General features: G+C 44.8%; 23 protein-coding genes. 11 read left to right on the forward strand and 12 right to left on the reverse strand.

Annotated elements, in window-relative coordinates; translation table 11 throughout:
• The first annotated feature begins 234 nt into the window (after positions 1 to 234).
• The 8 genes from gap (at position 235) to AC3CH4_RS10775 (ending at position 11,246) form a co-directional block, all read left to right on the forward strand.
• Positions 235 to 1,230, forward strand: coding sequence for a type I glyceraldehyde-3-phosphate dehydrogenase (gene gap / locus AC3CH4_RS10740; RefSeq protein WP_026012234.1), 996 nt, complete (start codon positions 235 to 237; stop codon positions 1,228 to 1,230).
• A gap of 294 nt (positions 1,231 to 1,524) precedes the next feature.
• Positions 1,525 to 2,409 carry a D-hexose-6-phosphate mutarotase gene (locus AC3CH4_RS10745; protein ID WP_488542945.1) on the forward strand — a complete coding sequence of 295 codons (885 nt, stop codon included), beginning with the start codon at positions 1,525 to 1,527 and terminating at the stop codon, positions 2,407 to 2,409.
• A 298-nt stretch (positions 2,410 to 2,707) separates the two neighbouring features.
• Positions 2,708 to 4,744, forward strand: a complete 2,037-nt coding sequence (locus AC3CH4_RS10750) for a methyl-accepting chemotaxis protein (RefSeq protein ID WP_488542946.1) — start codon at positions 2,708 to 2,710, stop codon at positions 4,742 to 4,744.
• Between the two features lie 193 nt (positions 4,745 to 4,937).
• A complete protein-coding gene (rlmA, locus tag AC3CH4_RS10755) occupies positions 4,938 to 5,747 on the forward strand; it encodes a 23S rRNA (guanine(745)-N(1))-methyltransferase (protein ID WP_488542947.1) in 810 nt (269 codons plus the stop codon).
• Between the two features lie 81 nt (positions 5,748 to 5,828).
• The gene (locus AC3CH4_RS10760) at positions 5,829 to 6,788 is read left to right on the forward strand and encodes a ChaN family lipoprotein (protein ID WP_488525166.1); all 960 of its coding nucleotides are present in this window, start codon (positions 5,829 to 5,831) and stop codon (positions 6,786 to 6,788) included.
• Between the two features lie 253 nt (positions 6,789 to 7,041).
• Positions 7,042 to 7,395, forward strand: a complete 354-nt coding sequence (locus AC3CH4_RS10765) for a hypothetical protein (RefSeq protein ID WP_102449379.1) — start codon at positions 7,042 to 7,044, stop codon at positions 7,393 to 7,395.
• 193 nt (positions 7,396 to 7,588) lie between these two features.
• Positions 7,589 to 9,475, forward strand: coding sequence for a BCCT family transporter (locus AC3CH4_RS10770; protein ID WP_171313155.1), 1,887 nt, complete (start codon positions 7,589 to 7,591; stop codon positions 9,473 to 9,475).
• A gap of 193 nt (positions 9,476 to 9,668) precedes the next feature.
• Complete coding sequence (locus tag AC3CH4_RS10775) at positions 9,669 to 11,246, forward strand: alkaline phosphatase (RefSeq protein WP_488542948.1); 1,578 nt, start codon at positions 9,669 to 9,671, stop codon at positions 11,244 to 11,246.
• A 147-nt stretch (positions 11,247 to 11,393) separates the two neighbouring features.
• On the opposite strand, the gene AC3CH4_RS10780 is transcribed toward AC3CH4_RS10775, so the two are convergent.
• Positions 11,394 to 11,831, reverse strand: coding sequence for a YcgN family cysteine cluster protein (locus AC3CH4_RS10780; RefSeq protein WP_065204973.1), 438 nt, complete (start codon positions 11,829 to 11,831; stop codon positions 11,394 to 11,396).
• Positions 11,832 to 11,990: 159 nt separating this feature from the next.
• Between AC3CH4_RS10780 and AC3CH4_RS10785 the strand changes: the two genes are divergently transcribed.
• On the forward strand, positions 11,991 to 12,239 hold the full coding sequence (locus tag AC3CH4_RS10785) for a YkgJ family cysteine cluster protein (protein ID WP_004734153.1): 249 nt from the start codon (positions 11,991 to 11,993) through the stop codon (positions 12,237 to 12,239).
• A gap of 93 nt (positions 12,240 to 12,332) precedes the next feature.
• Entirely contained in the window at positions 12,333 to 13,022 is a 690-nt protein-coding gene (gene aqpZ, locus AC3CH4_RS10790; RefSeq protein ID WP_237290301.1) for an aquaporin Z, read from the forward strand.
• A gap of 57 nt (positions 13,023 to 13,079) precedes the next feature.
• Here the strand turns inward: aqpZ and recR are convergent, their stop codons facing one another.
• The 7 genes from recR to AC3CH4_RS10825 all read right to left on the reverse strand — a co-directional run bounded on the left by recR (position 13,080) and on the right by AC3CH4_RS10825 (position 19,082).
• Positions 13,080 to 13,679 carry a recombination mediator RecR gene (gene recR / locus AC3CH4_RS10795; RefSeq protein WP_017111149.1) on the reverse strand — a complete coding sequence of 200 codons (600 nt, stop codon included), beginning with the start codon at positions 13,677 to 13,679 and terminating at the stop codon, positions 13,080 to 13,082.
• A gap of 80 nt (positions 13,680 to 13,759) precedes the next feature.
• A complete protein-coding gene (locus tag AC3CH4_RS10800) occupies positions 13,760 to 14,089 on the reverse strand; it encodes a YbaB/EbfC family nucleoid-associated protein (protein ID WP_004734156.1) in 330 nt (109 codons plus the stop codon).
• A 168-nt stretch (positions 14,090 to 14,257) separates the two neighbouring features.
• Positions 14,258 to 16,522: a DNA polymerase III subunit gamma/tau gene (gene dnaX, locus AC3CH4_RS10805; RefSeq protein ID WP_488542949.1), complete on the reverse strand. Its 2,265-nt coding sequence runs from the start codon at positions 16,520 to 16,522 to the stop codon at positions 14,258 to 14,260.
• Between the two features lie 18 nt (positions 16,523 to 16,540).
• Positions 16,541 to 17,086 (reverse strand): adenine phosphoribosyltransferase, encoded by a 546-nt coding sequence (gene apt, locus AC3CH4_RS10810; RefSeq protein WP_004734171.1) that lies wholly within the window; start codon positions 17,084 to 17,086, stop codon positions 16,541 to 16,543.
• Between the two features lie 161 nt (positions 17,087 to 17,247).
• Entirely contained in the window at positions 17,248 to 17,619 is a 372-nt protein-coding gene (locus AC3CH4_RS10815; RefSeq protein ID WP_065204975.1) for a YbaN family protein, read from the reverse strand.
• Between the two features lie 73 nt (positions 17,620 to 17,692).
• Positions 17,693 to 17,830: a hypothetical protein gene (locus AC3CH4_RS10820; protein WP_004734169.1), complete on the reverse strand. Its 138-nt coding sequence runs from the start codon at positions 17,828 to 17,830 to the stop codon at positions 17,693 to 17,695.
• A 148-nt stretch (positions 17,831 to 17,978) separates the two neighbouring features.
• Positions 17,979 to 19,082, reverse strand: coding sequence for a response regulator (locus tag AC3CH4_RS10825; RefSeq protein ID WP_004734168.1), 1,104 nt, complete (start codon positions 19,080 to 19,082; stop codon positions 17,979 to 17,981).
• 228 nt (positions 19,083 to 19,310) lie between these two features.
• Here AC3CH4_RS10825 and AC3CH4_RS10830 point away from each other — a divergent pair, with 228 nt between their 5' ends.
• On the forward strand, positions 19,311 to 20,186 hold the full coding sequence (locus AC3CH4_RS10830) for a LysR family transcriptional regulator (protein ID WP_004734167.1): 876 nt from the start codon (positions 19,311 to 19,313) through the stop codon (positions 20,184 to 20,186).
• A gap of 79 nt (positions 20,187 to 20,265) precedes the next feature.
• On the opposite strand, the gene purF is transcribed toward AC3CH4_RS10830, so the two are convergent.
• The 4 genes from purF to folC all read right to left on the reverse strand — a co-directional run bounded on the left by purF (position 20,266) and on the right by folC (position 24,202).
• Complete coding sequence (gene purF / locus AC3CH4_RS10835) at positions 20,266 to 21,780, reverse strand: amidophosphoribosyltransferase (protein WP_004734166.1); 1,515 nt, start codon at positions 21,778 to 21,780, stop codon at positions 20,266 to 20,268.
• Between the two features lie 33 nt (positions 21,781 to 21,813).
• A complete protein-coding gene (locus AC3CH4_RS10840; RefSeq protein ID WP_004734165.1) occupies positions 21,814 to 22,305 on the reverse strand; it encodes a CvpA family protein in 492 nt (163 codons plus the stop codon).
• Between the two features lie 61 nt (positions 22,306 to 22,366).
• Complete coding sequence (locus AC3CH4_RS10845) at positions 22,367 to 22,939, reverse strand: SPOR domain-containing protein (protein WP_004734164.1); 573 nt, start codon at positions 22,937 to 22,939, stop codon at positions 22,367 to 22,369.
• On the reverse strand, positions 22,940 to 24,202 hold the full coding sequence (gene folC, locus AC3CH4_RS10850) for a bifunctional tetrahydrofolate synthase/dihydrofolate synthase (RefSeq protein ID WP_171313157.1): 1,263 nt from the start codon (positions 24,200 to 24,202) through the stop codon (positions 22,940 to 22,942).
• Positions 24,203 to 24,239 lie beyond the last annotated feature (37 nt).

Raw genomic sequence — 24,239 nt, forward strand, 5'->3', positions numbered from 1 at the left:
ACATATACACTCATAAGTGAATCATCATTTAGGGGTATTTTACCCAACTGGAAGGGTACAGAGCCACTTGCAACGGTCAATTTTCAACCACTTACGCCCAATTGTTAAGAAAAGCGTCGCTTTTTTTTGACATTAAACAAGTTAAGTCGGATTATCTATTGCAGATGTATACTGGATTCTGTAATTTTACTACCAGTTATCTTTAATCAGAAATTAAGTTGTGGAGCAACTACAATGACTATCAAAGTAGGTATTAACGGTTTTGGCCGTATCGGCCGTTTCGTATTCCGCGCAGCTCAAGAGCGTGCAGACATCGAAGTAGTAGGTATTAACGATCTAATCGACGTAGAGTACATGGCATACATGCTTAAGTACGACTCAACTCACGGCCGTTTCAACGGTACTGTTGAAGTTGAAGGCGGTAACCTAATCGTTAACGGTAAAACTGTACGTGTTACAGCTGAGCGTAACCCAGAAGATCTTAAGTGGGATGCTATCGAAGTAGACGTAGTTGCTGAAGCAACTGGTCTTTTCCTAACTGACGAGACTGCACGTAAGCACATCACTGCTGGCGCTAAGAAAGTAGTTCTTACTGGTCCTTCTAAAGATGCAACTCCAATGTTCGTAATGGGCGTTAACCAAGCATCTTACGCTGGTCAAGACATCGTTTCTAACGCTTCTTGTACTACTAACTGTCTTGCACCTATCGCTAAAGTACTTAACGATAAGTGGGGCATTGAGTCTGGTCTTATGACTACAGTTCACGCTACTACAGCAACTCAAAAAACTGTAGATGGCCCTTCTGCTAAAGACTGGCGCGGTGGCCGTGGTGCTTCTCAAAACATCATCCCATCTTCAACTGGTGCTGCTAAAGCTGTAGGCGTTGTTCTTCCAGAACTAAACGGCCTTCTAACTGGTATGGCTTTCCGTGTACCAACTGCTAACGTATCTGTAGTTGACCTAACTGTTAACCTAAAAGCATCTGCATCTTACGAAGAAATTTGTGCTGCAATGAAAGAAGCTTCTGAAGGCGAAATGGCTGGCGTTCTTGGTTACACTGAAGACCAAGTAGTATCACAAGATTTCATCGGTGAAGTTCAAACTTCAGTATTCGATGCTAAAGCTGGTGTTGCTCTAACTGACAAATTCGTTAAAGTTGTATCTTGGTACGACAACGAAATCGGTTACTCAAACAAAGTTCTTGACCTAATCGCTCACATCTCTAAGTAATTTCTTTTTAGAAATAGCTTTAGATAAGCATTAGCGAAGACTGTTTTGAGCAGACTTTGAAAAAAGGCGACCTTAGTGTCGCCTTTTTAATACCTGCTATCTTTTAAGCGGCTTCGACCCCGATCACCCAAATGCCTTGGCTAGTCACACACTTAAGCTAAACCTAAACCTAAACCTAAAACTTAAGTCAAAACGCAAAATTTAATTCCAATACTGGCTCTGCTTGTCACTCATAAAATCACAAGCACTGTTCTAGCCAGCATTTGAATTCAATTTCCTTAGAAGGATCATGTAATGGATTTATCTACTCTACCTACACTGACAGTACTTTCTGACAACGTGACTATCGTTGAACACGAAGGTGTAAAATTGGTTCGCGTTATCCACGATAAAGCAAACGCTGCCATTTCATTGTTTGGAGGCCATGTGGTGTCATTCCAACCACAAGGTCAACAAGATCTTATTTGGATGAGCCAACAAGCTAGATTCGATGGAAAAACAGCCTTACGTGGTGGTATTCCAGTATGTTGGCCTTGGTTTGGTCGCATTGCTGCACCTGCTCATGGTTTTGCACGTTCAAGCGAATGGCAATTAGTTGAGCACCGTGAAAGCGAAGCAGGCGTTATTGTAAGCCTAGGCCTAAAGCCTAGCGAAGCGACTCTGGCAGTGTGGCCGCATCAGTTCGATGCTCGACTGAATGTTGAAATTGGTGACCAACTAAAAGTAACGTTGGACGTGAAGAATACAGATTCACAACCATGGACTTTCTCTGGAGCTCTACACACTTACCTAAACGTTGGTGATATTCACAACACAACCACAACCGGTATGGGTGCTGAGTACATTGATAGCCTGCAAGGTGGCAAGATCTGCCAAGGTGGTTCTGAACTGGTACTAACCGACACGATTGACCGCGTTTACACACAACCAGAAGCGCAAATCTTTGTTGCTGACAAGAAGCTGGATCGCACGCTAACCGTTGAGAACCACGGTCATAACTCTGCAGTATTGTGGAACCCGTGGGCGGAAGGCGCAACAGCTATGGGCGACATGCAAGACGACGGTTACCTAACCATGATGTGTGTAGAATCAACACTGCACGCACCAAGCCTAGAAGCAGGCAAAACGCTACAGCCTGGCGAGAGCCACCAGCTGATTACGGTAATTTCTTCAAACTAGGCCTCTAGCGAGTTTAATTAGACAAAAAAATGCAGCTCATAACGCTGCATTTTTTATTGCCCCGAACCTCACACGTACCGTCCAGTAATCAATGTCTTAACACAAGCCCGTAGTCCATCACCTCTTCGTTTAACTCCACGCCACATGGCTCTCATCACTCTAGTTTATAAATATAACTATCAATTCATTAATTATTATCAATTACTGCCGATAAATAAGTACCTATGATAGAAAGCTCAATAACAAACTTCCTTAAAACCACTTAACAACACCTCAATGAAGACAGGATAGTGAATTCATGTTCGAGAAATACAAAAATCAAAGTGTTGGCTTCCAACTTAAGTTGGTCATTTTGCTGTGCTTGCTTATTGCCTTTGGCTCTATTGCAACACTCGTGTACCGCAATGCCTCACAGGTATTATTAGACAACACGTTAAAAGAACACCAATCCAAAGTAGAAGCGATGGCCAAAACCATCTCTGGTCAGTTTGATGCTTACCTGCATACCGCTAAAGTTTTAGAATCCACTTTTCGTAACGGTTACCTAGCAGGTGTTTATGTTGAAAGTTATGACGTTGAGTTCAACGGTCATTCAATTCCCAACATGACTCAATATGGTGAGAGCCTAATCAATGACACCAAACTCGTTGATAGCTTTACCCGCGACACCGGCGCCGTAGCAACCCTATTTGCCCCATTTGGCGACGACTTTATTCGTGTCTCTACTTCTCTTAAAAAACCTTCAGGCGAACGAGTCGTTGCGACCACGCTAGGGAAAAATCATCCAGGCTATAGCAAGCTCAAAAATGGCCAGCCTTATTACTCTCAAGTTAAGCTCTTCGGTCAACGTTACATCACCTACTATGCGCCTTTGACCAATGCTCAAGGCAAAGTAAACGGTGTCTCTTTCATTGGTCTGCCAGTAGAAGAGGCGACTCAAAGCCTGTTTGAATCTCTACGCTCTGTTTCTTGGGGGGATACGGGATACACCATCATTGTTGATAACGAGAAAGAGCATCAAGGCCAGTACTTACTGCACCCTACTAACGTTGGCGGTGGTAAATCGATTGTTGATGTTGCTGACTATGACGGCAACAGACCTTTCTATCAGATCTTTGAACAGCCATCAGGTCTAATTCTATATCCATACGAGTTTAAAGAAACCGTTGGTGAGAAGTACCTTGTCTACACTGAAGTTCCTGGGTGGGATTGGAAGTTGCTTGGCGGTACTTTTATCAAGGAAGTGACCAAGGGCAGTGATGAATTACTCAAGCTCATCGCTATTATTGCTACCTTGATTGCTGCCGCTACCATCGTCGCGTTAACCTTCGTGTTAAACCTTACACTGACGCCACTAACGACGTTAAACGAGTACATGCTGCGTTTAGGAAAAGGCGAAGTAAGCCTGCATATCCCAAACAATGGCAAGCAAACAAAAAACGAGATCAGCAACCTAAATACCGGCGTTGCAAACATGGCTGCTCAATTGAATACACTCGTGGGCGAGATACGTACGACCAGTGATCAAGTTCAGAATAGCTCGAGCAGTGTGTCACAAGATGCCAGCCACAACCTGAGCCAGTCTGACCGCCAGCAAGCACAGGTTGAGCAAGTCGTTACGGCCATTGAAGAGATGGCCACCTCTGCTGAATCAGTGGCACAGCAAGTGAACAGCATTGCTGAAAATGTTCGCCTTGCCAATGAAGACAGCCAGAAAGGTTTAGAAGTCGTTGAAGGTGTGTGTATTGATGTTGCCCAGCTAAATGATCAATTAGACAAGTCAGCATCGGCCATCGAGCAAGTGAGTTCTGATAGCGAAAGCATTCAAACCGTCACCAAGATGATTGATGACATCGCAGAACAAACCAACTTACTTGCGTTGAACGCTGCGATAGAGGCTGCGCGTGCGGGTGATCAGGGTCGTGGTTTTGCCGTTGTCGCTGACGAAGTAAGAACATTGGCTCATCGTACACAAACGTCAGTGCAAGACGTAGTGAGCATCATCGAGAAGTTGAAATCTTCCACTAACAATGCCGTGAACCTGATGACACAAAGCCAATCGAATGCCAACCAAGTACTCGATAAAGCGCAAGAAGCAGGCACGGCTCTAGAGTCGATAGCCTCTCAAGTTGAGTCTATTGCTTCTCAAGCTGAAACCATCGCTGCGACATCAGAAGAGCAAGCTCAGGTTTCTCAAGAAATAGCAGCGAACGCGCATGCGATCAGCGATTTGAACCAACAAAGCCGTGAAACCAGCGCTAAGACTTCTCACAGTGCTGATGAACTTCAAAAACAAGCTGAGTCGTTAAAGAACCAAGTTAACTTCTTTAGCTAGAAACCGAGTTCACTGTTTCTATCAGTGACCTGCTCATAACCAATAGAGCCAGCCATACGTTGGCTCTATCTCTTCACTAACTGGCTCTACCTATTTACGGATTGCCGTTAGCCAAGACAACTGCGTTTATTCTAGCGCCCCACTATGCTTCCTGTTAAAATTTTGGACTTGAAATTTCTACCTCGAGTTTGCAATGACTTACCAATGCCCTTTGTGTCACCAACCTTTATCTCAAAACGATCGTACGTTTAAGTGTGAAAAGAACCATCAGTTCGACCTAGCGAAAGAAGGCTATGTCAATTTGATGCCAGCACACCACAAACGCTCAAAAGATCCAGGTGACAACAAAGAGATGATGCAGGCTCGTCGCCGCTTCCTTGAAGGCAACCACTACAATTCAATGCGCCAAGCCGTTGTTGGTTTATGCGCTAGCTATCTGCCAGAAACAGCCCCTAGCCTATTAGATATAGGTTGTGGTGAAGGTTATTACACCAATGAAATTGCGGTAAACCTTCAAGAAAAGAATGGCGCTACTTTTGGTCTAGATATCTCTAAGATTGCTATCAAATACGCCGCTAAACGCTACCCAGCGGTCGACTTCTCAGTCGCTTCTAGCCATCGCCTACCCTTTGCGGAAAATAGCTTAGACGGCATTCTACGCATTTACGCGCCTTGCAAGGCAGAAGAGCTGCAACGCACCATCAAAGACAATGGTGTGGTGGTCACCGTGACACCTGCTAGCCGACACCTTTATCAGCTGCGTGATGCGATTTATGATGGCGTTCGTTTGCACGATGAAGATCCAGAGATGATCGAAGGTTTTACTCTTGAGCACCAAGAGCAACTAAACTATATGATGGAACTATCGGGGTCAGACGCATTCGACCTGCTACAGATGACGCCGTTTGCTTGGAAAGCGAGTGAAGAATTTAAACAACAACTCACCGATTCAGAGCAATTCAACTGTGAAGCTGACTTTATGCTACGAGTGTACCGCAAATAACTTTAATTGATATTGATTATCGTTTGCATTGAAATCTCATCTTGCCTCCTTTAGTATGCGTGTTCTTCAAGGAGGCATTTCATGCAACGTATTATTCTTATCGGATTAGCTACCCTACTTACAGCTTGTGCTAATCAACCTTCAAACAGCACTTCTCAACAAGTGGCTAACACGCAAACGCAAGCCGTTTCCACATTCTACGACTACCAATTCGCGTCTCCACAAGGCGAAGCGCTTTCTCTCAATGCATTACCTAAACAGCTGATTGACGCTGATGTGGTTCTTATTGGCGAATGGCACACTCACTCGGCAATCCATCGCTTCCAAACCGATTTTTTAAAAGTGCGCCGCAACGCCACATCAAACATCGCGCTTTCAATGGAACAATTCACTCGAGAGCATCAAGACACATTAAACCGATACCTAAATGATGAGATTGGCGAACAAGTTCTTATGTCTCAAGCCGCTGCTTGGCCAAATTACGAAAGTGATTACCGCGCGTTAGTGGAGTTCGCTAAAACCAACGACGTCGATATCATTGCGGCAAACGCACCAAAACCCTTTGTACAGTGTATCGGCCGTAAAGGATTATCCTATCTAGATCAGCTAACGACGGAACAACGTCAATGGATTGCTTCAGAAGTGGATACTGGCGATAGCCCTTATAAAGAAAAGTTCATGGCTTCGATGCATCACGGAACACCAGAGCAAACAGAAAAACAGTTTGCGGCTCAAGTCACATGGGACGAAACCATGGCAGAATCGATTGTTGATTACCTCGCATCGAACCCAGACCAACAAGTGATTCATGTGGCCGGTAAGTTCCACACCGAAGGTGGTTTAGGCACTGCAGCATCGATTCTACGTCGTAACCCTGATTTGAAAATTGCCATCATCAGCCCAGTTGAAGAGATCTCATCGGATAGCAGTGACTATCAGCTTGAAGTTCTCGCGCCACCGGCTCGCTTTGTAAAGAAAGAGAACCGAATGAAGGCATATAAGCACCTATCTAAGCGCGGATCCGATCTCAAGTGCGACTAAACTCGCTATCCAGACTTAATCTTATTCAAGTTTAGGTCTGGCATGCTACAAGTCTGGCAAACTAAAAGCTTGTTCAATCGATCCCTAAGATAAATATTGATATCGGCATAGGAATTGCTTAATTACCAAGCAGTTTTGATTAAGCAGACGAAGATATATTGTGCGAATAAAAAAACATCACCACGGTGATTAAATGCACAAGTTTTTCACACCTCTGCCGATACTATATTTAAGGATAGGTAAGGAGAGCGATATGACGCCAGTAGGAACGAGTAACACTCAGCTGTATTCACCTTCGCAAATGAACGCACAAGCTAAAAGCATTGAAGCTGAAAAGCCTGCACCTCTTAAGGTTGAGCAAAACACCGTTAAACTTTCCGATGAGGGCAAAGCCCTATTATCTGCCCTTAAAGAAATCGATAAAGAAGCCAAGAAAGTCGAAGCTGAAAACGCGACCGTTACTGATAAGGTTGAGTCATTTGCTCACGGCGCATTAGGTATGGATCACCCAGATAAAATTGAAGAAGAGGATGATGGTTCTTATTCAGCAGGGCAATACTTATCCGCAGCGGCAACGGTTGGTGGCATTCTTCTCGCTCTTATATAACCTTACTTTCCTTTACGGCATTCCTTTCACTGCACCACGTGCATTGTTTGCACAGCACTGCTTACATAGACCCTATTGCTCTGAGCCTCTTTCATTGCAAAAAATCGATTTGTCGTCACGACAACAGACCTGATTTGTCCTAAAAAACGAGTTCACGACATAATTCCGCTCTCATTTTAATGGAATAATACTCGTGAAAAACTCTTTTGCGCTTATTGATAAGCCAACCTTTTTTGGTGCGATAGCACTCCTACTCACGATCATCTTCCCGCTGATTATGTTCCCGACGCAAGGAGCAGACTGGATCGCGGTCGCTAAAACCTTTATGACAGACCAACTTGGTTTCTTGTACCTAGCGCTTGGACTCGCAGCTTGTGCCTTCATGGTTTACGTTGTGTTCAGTGATATGGGACAAATTAAACTGGGTGAAGCCGATGAAGAACCTGAATTTAAAACCGCTTCATGGGCAGCAATGCTTTTCTGTGGTGGTATCGGGGCAAGTATCTTGTACTGGGGCTGTATCGAGTGGGCTTACTACTACCAATCACCTCCTTTTCAACTAGAACCCGGCAGTGAAGAAGCCGTTCGTTGGGCTGCGACCTATGGTTTATTCCACTGGGGTCCAATTGCTTGGTCTATTTACCTAATCCCTGCTATTCCAATTGCCTACTTTTTCTATGTACGTAAACAACCTGTACTAAAAATTTCTAGTGCATTGATGCCAGTATTGGGTGAACACCATAGCCGCGGCGTTGCGGGTAAAGTTGTAGATATCCTATTCATTTTTGGCCTATTAGGTGGCGCAGCAACAACGTTAGGTTTAGCAGCACCTCTTATTACTGAAGGTCTTAACCACTTATTCGGCCTACCAAAAAATAACGTCACTCAAGTTATGGTGCTTCTGGTTTGTACTGCTATATTCGCATACTCATCGTATGCGGGTTTGGAAAAAGGCATCAAGATCCTCAGTAACATCAACTTCTGGGGCGCAATGGGACTATTGATATTCGTCCTAATCGCTGGCCCAACGATTTTCATGCTTGAGACGGGTCTAGACTCGATTGGTCGCCTATTGTCTAACTTCTTTGTGATGGCAACGTGGGCAGAACCATTCGGCGGCTACGGTACGTTCGAAAATACGCATTTCCCACAAGATTGGACCATTTTCTACTGGGCATGGTGGCTAGTTTTTGCACCAAGCATGGGCCTGTTTGTTGCGCGCATCTCTCGCGGCAGAACCATTAAACAAATGGTGTCAGGCTCTATCTTCTTTGGTTCATTAGGCTGCTTCTTATTCTTCATGATTTTAGGTAACTACGGTTTATCCCTACAGTTATCTGGTGAACTCGATGTCGTTGCAATCCTAAACGAAGAAGGCGCAACCAAAGCTATCTTCTCGATGCTGGCACAACTGCCAATGAGCACGTTAGTGATCGCCGTATTTACACTGCTGTGTATTATTTTTACTGCGACAACCTTTGACTCTATATCTTACATTTTGGCTTCTGTGGTTCAGAACAACGTGACCGAAGAGCCAATGCGTTGGAACCGTATGTTCTGGGCATTCACACTGTCGTTCTTACCAACGATTCTGATGTTCTTGGGCGGCCTAAGCACGCTTCAAACCGCTGCGATTGTTGGTGGCTTACCGCTACTGGCTATCTCTGTGATGTTGATGATCTCAGCCGTTCGCGCGACGAGCCTCGATTTGCGTCACCAAGAGAATTACATCGAGCCAACGATTAACATCGAAGAGCTGCCAGACATGGACCCATGGTCGGCAGAAGGTATGGCATTGGCACAGTTCGAGAAAGAGAAAGACGCAGCACAAGAAGCCGCAGAACTTGAACGTGAAGCTTATAAAGCCCTTGCTGATGTGAAGAAAGAAATCCGCGCTTATGTTCTTGAACAGGGTGCACAAATGGAAACACATGAGCTTCCTGAAAACCTACAACAAGCACTTGAGCAGGCTGAAAACAACCTAAGCACAGCTCAAGCGAAAAAAGTTGAGTTATCAGAGCAAGCTCAGAAAGCTCGAGTCGCGTTCAATCAGGTGGTTGCAGAACTGCCACTTGCTTGACATTAGCCATGACACAGTCCATTTATTTGGACTCTCCTAAATACGACAAAGGCTCGCAGAAATGTGAGCCTTTTTTTATGCTTTTCTAAAAACTTGAGTTATTGCTCAATTTCATATTGATGAAACAAATATGAAACGACTTTGACACAAATCGGTGTTCTAATCATCCCGCTTATATAAAAAGGGATAACTAATGAAGCACTTTATGAAACCAATTGTTACCGCAGTGGTAACCTCTACACTCTCATTCAACGTACTTTCAGCAGAAATCAAAAATGTCATTCTGATGATCGGCGACGGCATGGGACCTCAGCAAGTTGGCTTATTGGAAACCTACGCAAACCAAGCGCCAAATTCCATCTATAAAGGGAACAAAACGGCCCTTTATCAACTTGCTCAAGAAGGGGTTATTGGTTCATCCCTAACGCATCCGGAAGACGCAATCGTAGTGGATTCAGCTTGCTCTGCGACCATGCTTGCAACGGGTATCTACAGCGGTTCAGAAGTGATCGGTATCGATTCACAGGGTAACCATGTTGAGACCGTACTTGAGAAAGCAAAAAAAGCAGGCAAAGCGACCGGCTTAGTGTCCGACACACGCTTAACTCACGCGACCCCGGCTTCTTTCGCCGCTCACCAACCTCACCGTTCTTTAGAGAATCAAATTGCATCTGATATGTTAGCAACGGGCGCTGATGTGATGCTCTCTGGAGGGCTACGTCATTGGATCCCTAAATCGACCAACGACAAAGGTGAAACCTATAAGCAACTTGAGAAACTGACTCAAGGTGATGTTTATCTCAAATCGAAGCGTAAAGACGACCGTAACCTGCTGGCTGAAGCAGAGAAAGACGGCTACCAACTGGCATTTAATCGCAACATGCTAGACGACGCTAAGGGCGATAAACTACTTGGCCTATTCGCCTACTCAGGCATGGATGATGGCATCGCTTACAGCAACAAGAAAAAGAGTGACGAACGAACTCAGCCAAGCCTGAAAGAGATGACACAAAAAGCGCTCAACATCCTATCCAAAAATGAAGATGGCTTTTTCCTAATGGTCGAAGGTGGCCAAATCGACTGGGCGGGACACAGTAACGATGCAGGCACTATGCTGCATGAACTGCTCAAGTTTGATGAAGCGATCCAAACGGTGTATGAATGGGCAAAAAATCGTGAAGACACGATCGTGATTGTGACCGCAGACCACGAAACAGGCTCTTTCGGTTTCAGCTACTCTTCTAACGACCTACCAAAACCACAGAAACGTTCTGGCGAAGCCTTCGCCGATCGCGACTATGCACCCAACTTTAACTTTGGCGCATTCGATATTCTTGATGGTCTATACAATCAGAAGCAAAGCTACTACGGCATGATCAGCGAATTTCAGAAGCTAGATAAAGCACTGCAAACACCTGAGAAGCTGGCTGAGATCGTCAACAAAAACAGTGAGTTCCCTATCACAGCAGAACAAGCGAGAAACGTATTAGCCAGTAAGCCGAACCCATACCGATTGGCTCAGCACAAATACTTGTCGGCAGAAGAAGTGCCTGCTATCAACGATTTCGATGCTTTCTTCCCATATAACGACCGTGGCAACCTACTTGCTCGTGAACAAGCAACAGGCCAAAACATCGTTTGGGGCACAGGTACACATACTCACACACCAGTGAACGTGTTTGCTTGGGGTCCTGCTGAAAAGATACTGCCAGTTTCGAAAATCATGCACCACTCAGAACTGGGTGAGTACATTAAACAACAAGTAAACTAGCCTGAATCTTTTTTGCTCGTTTAACTTTAGCGCCCTTCGGGGCGTTTTTTTTTAAGCGTTTAAGCGTTGAAGTTAAGTAATTGAGTTTTAAATTTAGGCGACGCCAAATAGCAAAACAGCCGCTCAAGAGCGGCTATTTTAGAATAATTAGCGATTCGGGTGATTCAGGATGTGGTCTTCCCAATCGACAACATCGATTTCGTATACCACTTTGTTACGAACGCTTTCACCTGCAGCGTGCATCTCGGCTTTAGAACCCGTAATCAATGGGTGCCACTCAGGAATCGGCTTGGATTCTGATAGAAGGCGGTAAGCACAAGTGTCTGGTAGCCAATGGAATTCATGAATCTTGTCACGAGTCAGCTTCAAACACTCTTCACCTGAAGTGAAGCGGTTCGGGTAGTCTTTACAAGAACATGTTTTGTCGTTTAACCAGCTGCACGCCACGTTGGTGTAGTAAACTTCATCGCTATCTTCATCCATTAGTTTATGCAGGCAACACTTACCACAACCGTCACACAGTGATTCCCACTCGTTCTCGGTCATTTGCTCTAGTGTCTTTTCTTGCCAAAATGGATTCGTCATAGGATTACTTCTTACTCTTTTACTGGGGTGCGTGTTATACCGCTAGCCCATAAAAAGTTCAAGGATAATAATTGTTCATTCTTTGATTCAATCAACAGCTGTCACTCTCATCATTTTTTGCTACTATCGCGCACCCTGTTATTTAGTGAGTTTAATTTGATGGAATGTCGCCTAGGTTGTGGAGCTTGTTGTATCGCTCCAAGTATTACATCTGCTATTCCTGGAATGCCTAATGGTAAGCCTGCTGGCGTACGCTGCATTCAATTAAATGAGCAAGATCTATGCAAATTATTTGGTCAACCTTCACGCCCGAAGGTATGTCACCAATTCAAAGCCTGCCCTATCATCTGTGGTAAAACAGACCAAGAAGCGCTTGATAACCTTATTGAGCTCGAAGCAATAACCTAACAATACTTTTCTTCTTATATATGCCCAAGATTTCACAACTTTGATAGATCTAAACTATCTTATTGATACTGGTAAAGATTAATAAGGATATTTATGAATAAGTATATCGCAGAAATGTTCGGTACGTTTTGGTTGGTGTTAGGCGGTTGTGGTAGTGCCGTCTTAGCCGCGGCTTTCCCTGATGTGGGAATTGGTCTACTCGGAGTTTCCCTTGCCTTTGGTTTAACCGTACTCACTATGGCTTTCGCTATTGGTCATATATCCGGTTGCCACCTCAACCCTGCTGTCACCATCGGTCTATGGAGTGGTGGTCGCTTTGATGGCAAAGATGTTGCGCCTTATATTATTGCCCAAGTGATTGGCGGTATTATCGCGGGCGGCGTGCTATTTGTGATTGCTTCTGGCCAAGCAGGTTTTGACGTTGTCTCATCAGGCTTTGCTTCGAATGGTTACGGTGAACACTCACCGGGTGGCTATTCGCTAACCGCAGCACTCGTGTGTGAAGTGGTCATGACCATGGTGTTCCTATTCGTGATCATGGGGGCAACCGATTCAAAAGCACCGGCTGGATTTGCACCTATCGCGATTGGTCTTTGTTTAACCTTGATCCACCTTATCAGTATCCCCGTCACTAATACCTCTGTGAACCCTGCTCGAAGTACTGGTGTAGCCGTATTTGTTGGAGACTGGGCTGTTTCGCAATTATGGCTATTCTGGATTGCACCGATTATTGGTGCCGTGATTGGCGCTGCGATTTACAAAGCCGTGCGTGGAAAGGACTAAGCATTAAATAAGCAGGATTTCGGAACAAATAAAAAGCCGCTCAAATGAGCGGCTTTTTTAGATCTTATGACGACCGAGTAAGGAGTGCGAAAGCGTGGTGCCATCCACCAGCTCTAGCTCACCACCGACGGGAACACCATGGGCGATACGGCTAGCGTTCACTTCATGGGCATTACATAGCTCAGCAATGTAATGCGCTGTTGCTTCCCCTTCTACTGTCGGGTTAGTCGCTAGAATTACTTCAGTGATATCACCACGACGTAAACGGTAATCCAAGACATCGAGACCGATATCACTTGGACCGATACCATCAAGTGGTGAAAGATGCCCCATAAGCACAAAGTAACGACCTGAATATTGGCCAGTTGCTTCAATGGCTGCAATGTCTGCAGGGCTCTCTACTACACAAATTTGACCGTTGTCCTGACGTTTAGGATTGGTACAAATGTGGCAAGTATCTTCTTCAGTAAAAGTACGGCACTCATTACAATGACCAATTTCGGTCATTGCTTGGCTAAGAGCTTCAGCCAACTGTAGGCCGCCTTTTCTATCGCGCTGTAACAAATGAAAGGCCATACGCTGCGCCGACTTGGGGCCAACCCCAGGTAGACAACGTAAGGCCTCCATCAAATGCTCCAGCATATGACTGGTACGCATATTTAACCGTTCTAACTTTAAATAACGGCTTATTCAAGAACAAGCCGTTGGAAGAGACAAGTCTCTTATAAATAAGTCGCTTAGAAAGGCATTTTCATACCTGGTGGAAGTTGCATCCCACCAGTTACGCCAGCCATTTTCTCTTTTTGAGTCTCTTCGACACGACGAGCTGCATCGTTGAAAGCGGCTGCGATAAGATCTTCAAGCATCTCTTTATCGTCTTCCATTAGGCTTTCATCGATATCAACGCGACGAACACTGTGACTACCAGTAATCGTAATTTTTACAAGGCCAGCACCTGACTCACCTGTAACTTCCATATTTGCGATTTCTTCTTGAAGCTTTTGCATGCGCTCTTGCATTTGCTGGGCTTGCTTCATCATGTTGCCCATACCGCCTTTACCAAACATGTTATTACTCTCTGGTCTAATTGGTTTATTAAAATCATTTAAGCTACTAAGGGCTTAAATGGGGGTTAAAACACTGTGATTCAACCCCACGAGTTCAGTTCTCTGATTTGCTTTCCAAGGATGATATGTCCATCACTAAATGAAAGGCATATCGATATTGGACGAACGCTATATTGGACGAACGCTATCTCTATCCAACTCGGCAGCAAAACGTCTTTCGATAAACTGTACGTTGGCATCGTTTTCCAAACTGGTAAACGCGTCTTTCAACTTGCTTTGATACAATCTTTCTCGCAGCTCTAACGGTGTTTCTCCACCATCACCAATTTCAACACTCAAATGACACTCTTCTCCAAGCACAGTATTGAGAGACTGTAATAGCTCACTCTGTGCACGGTCGGTATTCAAGTGAGCCTGGCTCGCTCTTAACGTTAAGGTGATTGATGTGTCAATCTTAGTAAATACTGAGTTCAATGCTAGCTGTTCAACAAGCTTGGCTGTCTCTAGCTTTTGAATCGTGGCGGACCATTCATCTTGAACAATCGACTCTTGAAGCAATTTATCGACCATTTCTGGTGTCTTAATATGCTCTAACGCACGCTTGATCTGAGTAGGTGTAAGCTCTTTGCTCACCTCTTTCACTACAGGTTTAGACGGTTTCCAGCGATAAGGTTCATTATCGTTGGTCACATTTTCTGTCGAAGAGGCTGATAAAGAAGCTGGCGACACCCGCTCAGAACCACCGTGTTGCTGAGCAACTCGGTCAAGAACTGAAGTTTTAGCTGGTGTCGCTTTAGCCTTTTTTGGCGCTGAACCTTTGTTATCTGTTGCTGCACCACCTCTACGTTGAGAACGCAATTGGTGACGTAAACCACTCACAGGCGAAGTTGCACGCGCTGGTTGCTCTTGCGAAGCTGGTGAAACAGAAGGTGCAACGGGAGCAACATTTGGCTGCTCTTGATTCTGGTAATTCGTTTGCTGAGTCATGGGACTCATCGACTGCTCCGCACCGTAGCTAGGACGTTCATCATAAGCAGGTGGAGCGTCATACTGACTGTGCGGGTAATCCTGTTCTGGATAACCTTGGTTGCCTGAATGATCAGCGTAACCTTGCGAATCTGAATATTGGTTCTGATTCTGCGGCGGTTGCTGTTGCACAGGCTGCTGAATAGGAGCTTGCTGAGGCACTTGAGGCTGTGAAACCGCTGGAGCCTGAGCTGACTGTCTCGGAGTTGCCATTGGCGCAGCTTGACTCACTGGCTGAGCAACACTCTGAACCGGATTCTGAGCTGCAGGAGCAGGCGCTGGGCTAGTCGACTCAGTCGAGATAGCCGTAGCAACAGTTTGTTCAGCAGGTCTGAATGCCAACATACGCAGAACCACCATCTCAATACCAACACGAGCGGTTGGCGATAATGGCAAGTCTTGACGCCCTTTCAGCACTATCTGGTAGTAGAGTTGGATATCTTGTGGGCTTAACGCTTTGCTCAACAGTTCTAGCCTTTCAGCGTCAGGCTGAGCCTTGTCTAAAGTAGACGGCAGAGCTTGATACATCGCCAAACGGTGTAATTGAGTCGCAAGTTGACTCAGCAATCCATCCCACTCAACGCCATTTTCAGCAAGAGCTTGAATGCAAGCCATCGCTAATTGTGGTTGTTTACTGCTAATCGCTTCAAGTAGATGAATCGCTTGGTCGGTATCCAGCGTTCCAAGCATGTGAGCAACAGTGTCTGTCACTACATTGCCATTACCTAATGCGATAGCTTGGTCTGTTAGGCTCAGCGCGTCACGCATACTGCCATCAGCGGCATGAGCAATCATTCCAAGCGCACGAGATTCAGACGTCACATTTTCTTGTTCAAGAATATGATCGAGTTGCTCGTGGATATTATCAACGCTGATCGGCTTAAGATGGAATTGCAGACAACGCGACAATATCGTCACAGGAAGCTTTTGCGGATCCGTTGTTGCGAGCAAGAACTTCACATACTCAGGCGGCTCTTCTAAGGTCTTTAGAAGCGCGTTAAAACTGTGCCTAGACAGCATGTGTACTTCATCGATTAGGTAAACCTTGAAGCGACCACGTGCAGGCTTGTACTGAACATTGTCCAGAAGCTCGCGGGTATCTTCTACCTTAGTACGTGAGGCAGCATCGATCTCGAGCAGGTCAACAAAACGACCTTCATCGATCTCTTTACAGGTTGCACACTCACCACAAGGGGTTGAAGTAATGCCTGTTTCACAGTTGAGTCCCTTCGCAAACAAACGGCCGATGGTCGTTTTACCGACACCTCGTGTACCGCTGAATAGGTAAGCGTGATGCAACCTATTTTGGCTAAGGGCATTCTCTAATGCTGTTAAAACATGGGCTTGACCAACCACTTCTTTGAATTTGGTTGGTCGCCATTTTCGCGCTAACGCAAGATAGCTCATGAATAATTCCGAAAAGGATTAGTGACCGTCGAATTCGCAGATGCTAAACACTTCTAGACCTAAGCCTTGTAAGCGCTTGTCACCACCGATTTCTGGAAGGTTAATAACAAATGCAGCGTGTTCTACCACACCACCAAGCTGACGAATCAGCTTTGTTGTCGCTTCAATCGTACCGCCTGTTGCTAGCAAGTCATCAACCATCAGCACTTTATCACCTTCAACGATAGCGTCGGTATGGATTTCTAGCGTATCAGTGCCGTACTCAAGCTCATAAGATTGTGCCACAGTTTGACGAGGCAACTTGCCCGGTTTACGAACAGGGATAAAGCCGACACCTAGCTCAAGAGCAAGAGGCGCACCAAATAGGAAACCACGAGCTTCAGTACCAACGATCTTAGTAAAGCCCATGCCCTTGTATGTATCCACTAACAGGTCGATTGTCGCTTTGTACGCGGCAGGATCTTCCATCAAGCTTGTTACGTCACGGAACAAAATACCCGCTTTAGGGTAATCAGGAATGCTTTTGATGCTTGCTTTGATCAGAGAGATTTTTTCTGTGTTCATAATCTTATGCACTTCATTAGGCCGCTTTCCAAACTCTCGTTAACGAATCAAACATCAACGCTCGGAATTAAGGAAAGGTACGATTGGTATTCATTGCAACGAGAGTCATAACTCTGATTGCTGAAATAATAAACGCCCGCTATACAAGCAGGCACACTGGCTTAATGGTAGTGATTTTCTTTGCTGTCAGCAACCAACTCATGGGTTGGAAGTCGCATAAACCATGTGAGAAGAATAACAAGTACACAAATTAGGAAAACCTTGACCCAAATGAGCGGGGCAAAGTAGATCGATAACGCAAAACTCAACAAGATAAAGAACACGCCACGCGTTTTAACTTGCTTGGTAACGGCACCGTGTTGATACCAATTGTTCAACAAGGGACCCAGCGTTTTATGCTCATGCATCCATTTGTGAACTTTGGGGTTGCTTCGCATGAAACATGCACTGGCAAGAAGGAGAAAAGGCGTGGTTGGCAGAACGGGTAAAACGATCCCTAGAACTGCAAGAATGATACAAAGGCCACCAGCAATATTGAGGCTTAAAACTCGAACGCTAATTGTGGCCTCCTTGAGTTAGCTATCACCATCGGCGACGATAGCTTAACTAGAATGTTGCGTAACCATTGAATACTCGGATCAACGTTAGGGTTGCTGGTAGTAATGGAATCGCTAAAAATGCGGCTAAAAATCCTAAAAAATAGAATACATTAAACGGGTCTTGAAAGTCTTTGTTATCTGCCATGATTGCTTCTTGTTTTTGTTAGTAAAGGTAAGTATCTGGCGAACCAAACCCGCTTTGCTAAATCGACATTTAACAAAAAAGGCATAGCCACACCATTTGCGCAACTATACCTTAATCAATTATTCACAAAAACCGAGGAAATATAGGGTTAATCAGTGGACCCTTGGTGTATGTCTAAACTAAAACTGGCCGATCCAAGCAGGCTCAATGATAACTGGCAGCCTTGTTCAATCGGAAGATCCCGTGTAATGAAGTTCTTCTTACAGTTTTCACCCAAGCGCTCGCCCGCCGCAATATGTTGATTCAATTCACCATTCGACCATTGTCCATCTAAACCCGCAGGTAAAATAGAGATAGTTCCCACAGCAAGATCAGCAACACCAAACAAAGCATTCACAGGGGTCGAACATTTAGAACAACGAATCCCCTTCTCCAAAATTTCCGCAATATCTTTGAGATCAACGTTAAAATCTTTTCTATTTCTGATGTAATCGTGGAATAACGCTCTCACCAACAATGTGGCCGCTGAGCCGCCGTTATCAGAAGACGACGAATCTACGAGGTAGAAAGCAAACTGCCCGTTCATCATCCACGCATAATCAAACACAAGCGGCATCATTTCTGTTGATTGCAGTAAACGGTAACTGCAACGCCATGAGCCTTGTCGTGTGTCTTTCTCTGGAAGCAGCGCGTGCAATAAGTCTCTTGCAGCACTCGGGTTATCTTGCAGGTAGTTTAGATGCCAATGCAGCTCTTGGTCTTCAGGGATCTCGCCACCGTCATCAACGCAGAACCATTGGCTTGAAAAATCTCGTTGGTCTGAAATGTTATCGAACGAATCTGTCAATGTATTCGCAATCGCACTTCCTAAGTGACCGTGATCCTCTAGAGGTTTCGCTAAAAAGTCTTTGATACCAAATCGTAATGCTTTCGCCACATCAGACATATCATCAGTGCCAGACACAACGATCATAGGCAGTGACGGATACTCTAAACTGAGCTCTTCTACAAGCTCAATGCCATCCAGTATCGGCATTGATAAGTCACACACAATTAAATCTGGCGCTGAGTCTCTAAGCTTTTGCAGAGCGTCCAGCCCATTTTCAGCCTCAACCACTTTATAACCAATCTTGTCTAAGTACGCGCTGGTTATCCGGCGAAAAATAGGATCATCATCAACCAACATAACGCATTTTTGATTGAGAACTTCCTGAGCCGAGGTCATAACTGGCTGACTGTGAGTTTTGTACATAATCTCTAACCTCACAAAACTAAGTCGAATTATTATTGTTATCTGTTCTAAGAACTAATATAAAACTTAGTAATAAAATACTAAATACACAAATGTTCACTCTTTACTGGTAATTCGTGACAAGGGTTGGAATACTGGTAAATAGTGCAACGAGTTGACGTAACGCAAACATTGATCTCAATATTACGTATAAATTAGATGAGATTGTAAACAAATGTGTCTGGATTTATGAAATTAGATGATTTAAACCTCTTTCGACTTGTCGTTGAAAATGGGAGCTACACCGCAACATCGCGCAAGACTATGATTCCGGTTGCGACCATTACACGACGCATCCAAGCCTTAGAAGACTCTTTGAACCTAAGGCTTCTCAATAGACACGCGCGTAAACTCTCTTTAACAGAGGCTGGCGAACGTTTTTTCAATGAATGCTCACCGTTACTACAACGTCTATCTTCTACTGCTGAAGAACTCACAGACGTGTGTAAAGGTGCTTCAGGGAAGATTCGCATTACCGCCCCCTCAAACCTGACCAAGCGCATGATGATGCCGATGTTCAGTGAATTCATGACTCAATACCCTGATATCAATATTGAGCTGATGATGAACAACCAAGCTGATCAGCTTGATCCAACCGAGTGGGATGTCATTTTCAGAGTCGGCCCGCAGCGTGATTCAAGCTTAATCGCAAGAAAGATCAGTGAAGTTAAGGATATTCTTATCGCGAGTCCTGACTACTTAGCGAAGAACCCGGCACCAAGTCATGCAGAAGAGCTCGCGAATCATTCGCTACTTAAAGGCTATCCGCTGATTAAGTGGCAGCTGAGTAATTCGAATGAAGAGACGGTCGTGAATAGCGAGAAAGGTCGTTTCAATGCGAATGCGCTTAATGTCGTAAGACAAGCCTGTTCAGAAGGCCTAGGTATCACCCTAATGCCTGACGTGATGATCCGTGAATACATTGAAGATGGCAGCTTAGTGCAAGTCTTAGAAGACTGGAGTGCTAACCCTCGTGATATTTATATGCTTTATAACCACAAAGACCACCTGCCAGAGAAGGTTAGATTGTTTATCGATTTTGTGATCGCATACCACATTCACTAAGATTCAATCCCCTTCCCCCGCAAACAAAAAAACCAGAGCCGATGCTCTGGTTTTTTATTACTCATTTTTTATGAGTACGCTAAGCGCCTTCGTTATGTAACTCTAGGTTCGCGAGATCTTGTTGGATCTCACGCTCAACCTTTGAATCGTCATTACGTAAAGAGTCTAGGAAATCTAGGTACGCTTGGTCGATATCGCCCGTTACATACTCGCCGTTGAATACAGATGTATCAAAACGAGAGATGTCTTGATTACCCATACCTACCGCCGAGATTAAATCTGGTAGCGTTTGGAAAATCAAAGCGTCTGCGCCGATCTGCTTACAAATCGTTTCGTTATCACGGCCATGAGCAATGAGCTCAGTCGCGCTTGGCATATCGATGCCGTAAACGTTCGGGAAACGAACCTCAGGAGCAGCAGAAACCATGAAGACTTTGCTTGCGCCAGAATCACGAGCCATCTCAATGATCTGCTCTGATGTCGTGCCACGAACAATAGAATCATCAACCAATAGAACGTTCTTACCTTTAAACTCAGAACGAATTGCGTTGAGCTTACGGCGAACCGACTTCTTACGCTGTTGTTGACCAGGCATGATAAACGTGCGGCCAACATAGCGGTTTTTCACGAAACCTTGACGGTATGGCTTATTGATCGCTTGAGCAATTCGTAGCGCAATATCATTCGATGTTTCAGGGATTGGAATTACCACGTCAATGTCTAGGTCTGCGTACTCTTCTTTAATACGCTTGCCTAACATCTCACCCATCTCAACGCGTGCGCTGTAAACCGAAATTTTATCGATGAATGAATCAGGACGAGCAAAATAAACAAACTCGAAAATACATGGGTTTAATTGTGGGTTATCTGCGCATTGTTTAGTGAAAAGCTCACCATTGAATGTTGCGTAGATAGCTTCACCAGGGGCAACATCGCGCATAAAATCAAAACCAACAGCGTCTAACGCTACCGATTCAGACGCAACCATGTACTCTGTTTTACCGTTAATTTCACGCTTACCAAGACACAGTGGACGAATACCATGTGGGTCACGGAATGCGATCATACCGTGGCCGATGATCATCGCTGTCACTGCGTAAGCACCACGAATAGTACGGTGCACGTTTGCAACGGCGCGGAACACATCTTCTGAAGTCACATTACCTTTAACAGTATCGATTTCATGAGCCAATACGTTCAGTAGAACTTCAGAATCAGAGGTTGTGTTGACATGACGACGGTCTTTTTCGAACAACTTCTCACGAACTTCACTTGCATTCGTTAGGTTGCCGTTGTGCGCCAACGTGATACCAAAAGGAGAGTTTACGTAGAAAGGCTGCGCTTCAGAAGCACTCGAGCTTCCCGCTGTAGGATAACGAACATGACCAATACCCACGTTACCTTGGAGGCGTTGCATGTGTTTTGCTTCAAAAACATCTTTAACTAAACCGTTCGCCTTACGCAGACGGAAACGATTGCTTTCTATGGTACAAATACCAGCGGCATCTTGGCCACGATGCTGCAATACCGTTAAAGCGTCATAAATAGACTGGTTTACAGGTGTTGAACCCACGATTCCAACAATACCACACATGTCCTAATCCTCGATTTTCGACATTAACTGGCGCTAAAGCGCGCCAGATAAGAAACTAGATGTTGCTTGTAAATGCTCAAAGAACGGCGCAATGATTCGGCTAAACTCCGGAACCAACTGCGAATTCTCCCACCACTCAGAACTTGGGAATGCAGTAAACGCATCCATGAAAAACAACACTGCTGACACAATCAGAACACCACGTAAGCCGCCAAAGACGACACCGAGGATTCTGTCTGTACCCGACAGGCCTGTTTTCTGAACTAGCTGACCGATGACATAGTTAACTAAGGCACCGACAACTAACGTTGCAACAAATAATGCTGCTATCGCAGTTCCGTTTCGAAACATCTCATCTTCGATATTGGTGAAGTACATGGCTAATTTAGCGTAGTACTGGCTAGCAATAAAAAATGCTCCAAACCAAATAACAAGTGACAACGCTTCTTTAGCGAAACCGCGAACTAAACTGATCACGGCAGAGAAGCCGATCACGCCTAAAATGACAAAATCTAACCAATTCATGAATTCTTCATCTTAAGTTGGCGCGCATTTTAACAGAAAAAATGCTGACGCAAACGTTTTCTTATGGATTTAACGGTTTAAATTTGAGCAATTGGCCTTTTGAACCCGTAATTTTTTCTAATTCCTTAATTTGTCGCTCAAGTTTGGATTTAGAGACATCCGGGCCAATAATTACTCGCGTAAACGTTTTTTCTTGCTTGGTGTGAGCCTGGTAACCACGCTTTTGTAAATCCTTAACAACGTTTTTTGCGTTGTCAGCATTCTTCAAAGCCATCAATTGAATAATCCAAGCACTGTCTTGGTATTCATTTTTTTCCGGTACTGGCTTAACCACCACTGCCACTTTATCCGCTTCTTTACTATTTGAAGCCGACGCAGTTTGCTTATCTGAATTATCAACACCACTTTCAACCACTCGCTCAACCGGAGAGTCCGGCAGTGCAATCTGATCTTCAACAGGGTCGAGTACTTCAAAAACTTCTACATTACTATCAAGCTCTGGCTTAATCGGAATGCTTGCAAACTCTTCTTTATAGTGGAGCTTCTTACCATCCAGCACATCGGGCAATACAATCACACCAATGGCCACTAAAATGATGGTACCGACTAATCGGCTTTGGAATTTACTTGCCATTTAGTTTCCTTTTTTCTGCCAATGCTCCAATACTTCACCCACAGTATGGAAAGAACCGACCACCAGTACAACATCGTCACCTTTAACAGAAGCTAAAGCCGCTTCAAACGCTGCTACAGGGTTTGAATGCTGCTCTACGCCTTGAGGTAGGCTTTGACACAATTCAGCAGCTGTTGCGGCTCGTGGGCCGTTCAGCGAAGCTGGGTACCAATGTGTTGTGATTGGTGCTAATACTTCCAATGTCGCAGGGATATCTTTGTCATGAAGCATGGCGACTACAACGTGTAAATTTTTACCTGCATACTTCTTCGTTACTTGCTGCGCAAAATATTCAGCCGAATGCGGGTTGTGCGCAACATCAAGCACAATCACGGGTTGTTCGCTAATTTGCTGCATACGCCCAGGAAGCTGTGCGTTCTTCATGCCATTAACGACGTTCACATCGCTAATGCTAAGTTCTGAAGTACCTAATGCCATCAATGCTGTTGCTGCGTTAGGTAGCGGTAGGCTTGGAATAGGCAGTGATTCTAGTTGGAATGCCCCACTGCGCCAGTTCCAAGTATCGCCGTCTACATCATAGGTGTATTGAATACCCACCTGATAGAACTCAGCCTTAATGTCATCAGCATGAGCAGCAACCGTAGCTGGTGGTTTAGGTTGACCACAGATAGCCGGCTTACCACTACGATAAATACCGGCTTTCTCAAAACCAATCACATTGATGTCATCACCTAGCCAATCAACATGATCGACAGCCAAACTGGTAATCACAGAAACATCATGCTCAACGATATTCGTCGCATCTAGGCGTCCACCTAGACCCACTTCTAATAACACAACATCAACCGCTTCAATTTGAAAAGCACGTAACGCCGCTAAAGTCCCATATTCGAAAAAGCTAAGGCTGATCTCCCCGCGCTCTTTCTCAATGAAATTGAAAGACTGAACCATCTTTTCATCGGATAGATCTTGGCCGTTAATACGAACACGTTCGTTATAGCGAATTAAGTGAGGAGAACTATAGACACCGACTGAGTAACCAGCATCCAACAGAATAGCTTCCATTAGTGCACACGTTGAGCCTTTGCCATTAGTTCCGGCAACAGTAATAACGTGTTGAGCAGGTTTGGTGAGGTTTGCCTTAGAGGCGACGGCCTGAACTCGGTCTAATCCAAGATCAATAGCGCTTGTGTGGATGTTTGATAAATAATCAAGCCACATCTCCAAAGAGGATGTGGCTTGAGGAATAGGTTGTTGACTCATCTAACTCATAACCATGATTAAGTAGGTTTGTTAGAAG

The organism is Vibrio sp. QJM3NY_26 (assembly GCF_057786005.1).